The sequence below is a fragment of the Sulfobacillus sp. hq2 genome, from assembly GCF_002903155.1.
GTDB lineage: Bacteria > Bacillota > Sulfobacillia > Sulfobacillales > Sulfobacillaceae > Sulfobacillus > Sulfobacillus thermotolerans.
The window spans coordinates 1-4,071 of record NZ_NWUL01000012.1; the positions used below are offsets into that span (position 1 = coordinate 1).

At 51.0% G+C, this 4,071-nt stretch carries 6 protein-coding genes; 1 reads left to right on the forward strand and 5 read right to left on the reverse strand.

Going from position 1 to position 4,071, the window contains the following annotated elements; all coding sequences use genetic code 11:
- Window positions 1-176 precede the first annotated feature (176 nt).
- The 5 genes from CO251_RS17580 to hisS all read right to left on the reverse strand — a co-directional run bounded on the left by CO251_RS17580 (window position 177) and on the right by hisS (window position 3,327).
- On the reverse strand, window positions 177-452 hold the full coding sequence (locus CO251_RS17580; RefSeq protein ID WP_207654600.1) for a recombinase family protein: 276 nt from the start codon (window positions 450-452) through the stop codon (window positions 177-179).
- A 25-nt stretch (window positions 453-477) separates the two neighbouring features.
- The gene (locus CO251_RS01680; RefSeq protein ID WP_103374081.1) at window positions 478-897 is read right to left on the reverse strand and encodes a DUF302 domain-containing protein; all 420 of its coding nucleotides are present in this window, start codon (window positions 895-897) and stop codon (window positions 478-480) included.
- Window positions 898-1,246: 349 nt separating this feature from the next.
- Window positions 1,247-1,567: a hypothetical protein gene (locus CO251_RS01685; protein WP_103374082.1), complete on the reverse strand. Its 321-nt coding sequence runs from the start codon at window positions 1,565-1,567 to the stop codon at window positions 1,247-1,249.
- Between the two features lie 16 nt (window positions 1,568-1,583).
- A complete protein-coding gene (locus CO251_RS01690) occupies window positions 1,584-1,943 on the reverse strand; it encodes a hypothetical protein (protein WP_146038951.1) in 360 nt (119 codons plus the stop codon).
- 139 nt (window positions 1,944-2,082) lie between these two features.
- Entirely contained in the window at window positions 2,083-3,327 is a 1,245-nt protein-coding gene (hisS, locus tag CO251_RS01695) for a histidine--tRNA ligase (RefSeq protein ID WP_103374084.1), read from the reverse strand.
- Between the two features lie 237 nt (window positions 3,328-3,564).
- On the opposite strand from hisS, the gene CO251_RS01700 reads away from it, so the two are divergent.
- A partial coding sequence (locus tag CO251_RS01700) for an IS607 family transposase (RefSeq protein WP_103374085.1) occupies window positions 3,565-4,071 on the forward strand: 507 nt, incomplete at its 3' end.

The window sequence follows — 4,071 nt, forward strand, 5'->3', positions numbered from 1 at the left end:
TTGGCTTCGCAGATCGCAAAGACGAGCTCCGCCCCCAAGCGTAAGAGACGATCCTTGTGGGTCACGACCAGCCGACCAACCCGGTCGGCCACGATGTCATTGAGCAGGCGTTTGAGGCCCTTGTTGTGGTAGTTCATCCCCGACCCGAAGTCGGCTATCACCGCAAAGGTCCAGCCTTAGCGGGCACAGTAGAGTTCGAGTACCTGCTTTTGGCGCTCCAGATCCTCTTTCTGGTCGTGGCGCGACACCCGCGCATAGGCGACGGTTTGGCGAGGAGTCCCGTGGTGATGAAACTGATCAGGACGCAAGCGCGCTAAGTCGTAACGACGATACCCACCCGCGGTACGTTCATCGGGTATCAGTTTACCTTCATGCTCCCATCGACGTAACGTCGAGGGCGTCACGCCTAAAAATTCGGCGGCTTCACGAATGCCCACAAGTGTCCGGTTCATACCTAAATTATACAACCATGGATAACTATAGGTAAAGATTTATGAAACGGTTAAAACCCTTCATTAACGCTATCCATTGATCTATTAATCCGTCGGCTTTTCGGCTTTTAACAACTAAAGACGGCACTTGATAATCAGCAAATAACTCTTCCATATACCGTCTAACCACGACTGTTTCTCCTTCTTCTTTTTGATACAGCCCCAGACGCAAGGGAATGTCCACCACAACATCCGAAGAGTCCTCGAGAAATGCCGCGCCAAGAGTGGGATTCCCAAAAATCACAGTCCATGCATCAATTTGCGGATCAATTCCACGGGCCTTCATGTCTTCCGTATGATGAACCACAGCATAAACAATAATGCCTTTTCCCTCTAACCAATGAGTGAAATCGTTAACCAACTCGGCTGCGGGTCGAGAAATCTCTATCTTTTCGATCGGTGACACGTTTATCCCCCCATAACCTCAATCTACAAAATTACTATCGCGTGCCTGTTCTGACGGCCATACAATAGGTGAGAGCAACTGGTAGCATGTGGCAATGACTCATAAGCCCATTGTACAGAAAAAATTGTCATGGATTCCCTCCCATTACCGGATCCCACAACAATTTGATCATTTGGCAAGTCATTAGGGGCTGCACTGAACATACGCTAGCGAAATAGAAATATAGGAAGCATGGGGTACACAACCGCAATACGTTCTTCGCATACAAAAAAGTCCCATCGGATTCCTAGAGTTTTAATGAACTAGGACACCGCAATGGGATACCGAGAAGTCATGGCCTTAACGATAATCAGACACCATGTGTGGCCTCAGACCTGTCTAAACGTGCCAACACCTTTTCCAAAGCTGCTTGATAAATGACGGCCTCTTCGGTCTGTTCCCCTGGTACCCAAGGTCGCCGCGGCAGTCCCCAAAAAGCCGTCAAGAACTGGCCAATGTTATCCTCCCAATCCAGTCGATCCTGTTGTGCAATGATCCACTGCCCAAGGGGATGCTGTCGTTCGTCATCGCTAAACGATGCGCACAAAATGGCAAGTTTTTCGCGACTGGATGTATTAGCCTGTTGATCTATCCATAACATTTTTTCCGCAATGGCTTGGTCAATCGGCATCTCAAGTTGACTCCTTTCAAACCACCGGCAAGGGCCAGCGCACAATTTTGTTGTTCGTGATGTTCGTACGCACGTAATTAGCCACACGAGGGGTCACAACCGTCTCCCACGCATCTTGTAATTTCTCTCCATAGTTCGCCGGTGTGACACCCAAACGGGCTTCAATAAAGTGAAAAAATTCCTCAGAACGGCCCATCAGTGTGCTATATTGCCACCACGCAGGATGTTGCTGATCTGCTGCCGTTAGCACGGCGTAAACAGGTTCCTCTGCGCCTAAACGGTGTTTCTTGCCATCCCAACTCGCGTCATAAATCGCATGGGCCAACCACAGCTTTTGATAAATTGCATCGTAGGTGACATCATTGGCATTCCCCATGCCCCCATGCACCACCCTTTCTCATTTCTAAACCGTCCCGTTATATCCTTTTTTGGGTCAGCCCGTCAGATGCTTCTGGCCGTCATATGCCAGGTCTAGTCCAAAAACCACACCGTGAAATGATGCATCGCTCAAACATCTAGGACAGTTGCTGAAGGTACGGAACCAGATCCTCCACGGGCATTGTCCTCTGCTCGTTTTGTGCCAAGTCTTTCACCGTTACCTGCTTTAACTGTGCCCATTCGTCTCCACCCACGATAATGACAATGTTGCTTCGCTTGCTGGCGTCGCGCAATTGGGCTTTAAGACTGCGCCGCAGCAAATCTGTGTCAATGGGAAAGCCCTCCTGGCGCAGATGTTCCGCTAATACAAAAGCATCGGCTTCGGACCCAGGAATGTGTGCGACATAGATGCGGCGTTCAGGCGTCAGGTTTTTATCCTCTAAGACGGACAATATCCGTTCCATTCCCATGCCAAAGCCCACCGCCGGTGTCGTTTCCGGACCATCCAACGTGGTAGCCAAGCCGTCATAACGCCCTCCGCCAAATAGCGCCGCACGATTCCCCAAACTGGGGTGAGCGATTTCAAAAACAGTCCTCGTATAATAGTCAAGCCCTCGGACTAAGAATGGATCTCGCACCACTGTCCGCCCAGAAGCTTCTAATAACGCCACGAGCTCGGCATAGTGCGCCGCACAATCTGCACACCAATAATCTTTAATGTCAGGTGCCCGGTCGCGAATGTCTATGTCAACTTTGCAGTCTAATAGCCTAAGAGGATTAGTCTCTAACCGACTTTGGCAATCCGCACAGAGTTCGTCCTCATGGGAGTGATAGTACTCTAGAAGACTCGCTCGGTATTGAGGCCGACACACCGAACACCCAATGGAATTCAGCCGCACTAAGGGTGCTGGTAACCCCATCGCCTCAACCGTTGCGCACGCTAGCAAAATGACTTCCGCATCGGCTTCTGGCTGTGTTGAGCCATAGAGTTCGGCGCCGAATTGGGTATGTTGGCGATAACGTAATGCCTCAGGTTTTTCACGACGAAACATGGGGCCATAATAACAAAGACGAACCGGTTGTGGTTTATTAGCCATACCATTTTCCACATACGCCCGCGCTACTGCCGCAGTACCTTCAGGACGCAAGGTTAAATCCACGCCACCCACATCGGTAAAGGTGTAACGTTCATGCTGAACAATATCCGTTGATTCCCCTACACGCAAGAATACTGCACTTTGCTCAAAAATTGGTGTTTCCAATAAATCATATCCGTACCGCGTAGCCGTATCGATGGCAATTCGTCGTAACTGCTCCATTCGGCTCGAGATCGGCGCAAGAATATCCTGAGTGCCTCTGGGGCGTTGCAACTCTTGACGCATGCTATTGGTCCTCCCTACTATGACGACGGCAGATGGATCCTGCCAAGCTTGCAACATTATAGCATAGTCGAGGACCGGCTTCTGAACGAACGCAATAAACTTCCCCCAGTATGAGGACGCTGCGGAATACCACCCTTGTCCACGAAGAGTCTCACCGGCGAAGGAGGTTTAAGCTGCTTGCTGTCAATCTATGATGATCTCTGATAATATGTTATAATATAATAAGGTGATGGTATTATGGATGAGCAGTTTGTCAGTATCGGCAAGGCGGCCAAGATGCTCGGCATGAGCATCGACGGACTCCGGAAGTGGGAACGCGAAGGGCGCCTGATTCCGGTGCGTACCGTGACGAATCATCGGCGCTATCGGGTCGCGGACTTACGCGCGCTGATGCACGAGGATGCGCCTGATGTTGCTAGGGATACTCGTTGCCTCCTCTATGCCCGCGTCTCGACCAGAAAACAACAAGACGCGGGGAACTTGGATCGTCAACTCGGGCGGTTAACCGCGTTCGCTGCGGAGCAGCGATGGACTGTGGTGGCGGCTCTTACCGATATCGCGAGCGGCTTGAATGAAAAACGGCGGGGTCTCCATCGGTTGCTGGAGCTTGCTCAGCAACACCAAGCGGGCATCGTGGCTGTGGAATCCCAGGGTCGATTGGCGCGCTTCGGGTTTACTTATCTGGAAAGTTACCTGCACGCCTTTGGCGTGCGTGTTGTCGTCATGGAACACACGGTGAAAGAC

Excerpts from the sequence above, each read along its gene's own strand:
- hisS (WP_103374084.1), bottom strand. The coding sequence starts at position 3,327 with ATGCGTCAAGAGTTGCAACGCCCCAGAGGCACTCAGGATATTCTTGCG.
- CO251_RS01690 (WP_146038951.1), bottom strand. The coding sequence starts at position 1,943 with ATGGGGAATGCCAATGATGTCACCTACGATGCAATTTATCAAAAGCTG.
- CO251_RS17580 (WP_207654600.1), bottom strand. The coding sequence starts at position 452 with ATGAACCGGACACTTGTGGGCATTCGTGAAGCCGCCGAATTTTTAGGC.
- CO251_RS01685 (WP_103374082.1), bottom strand. The coding sequence starts at position 1,567 with ATGCCGATTGACCAAGCCATTGCGGAAAAAATGTTATGGATAGATCAA.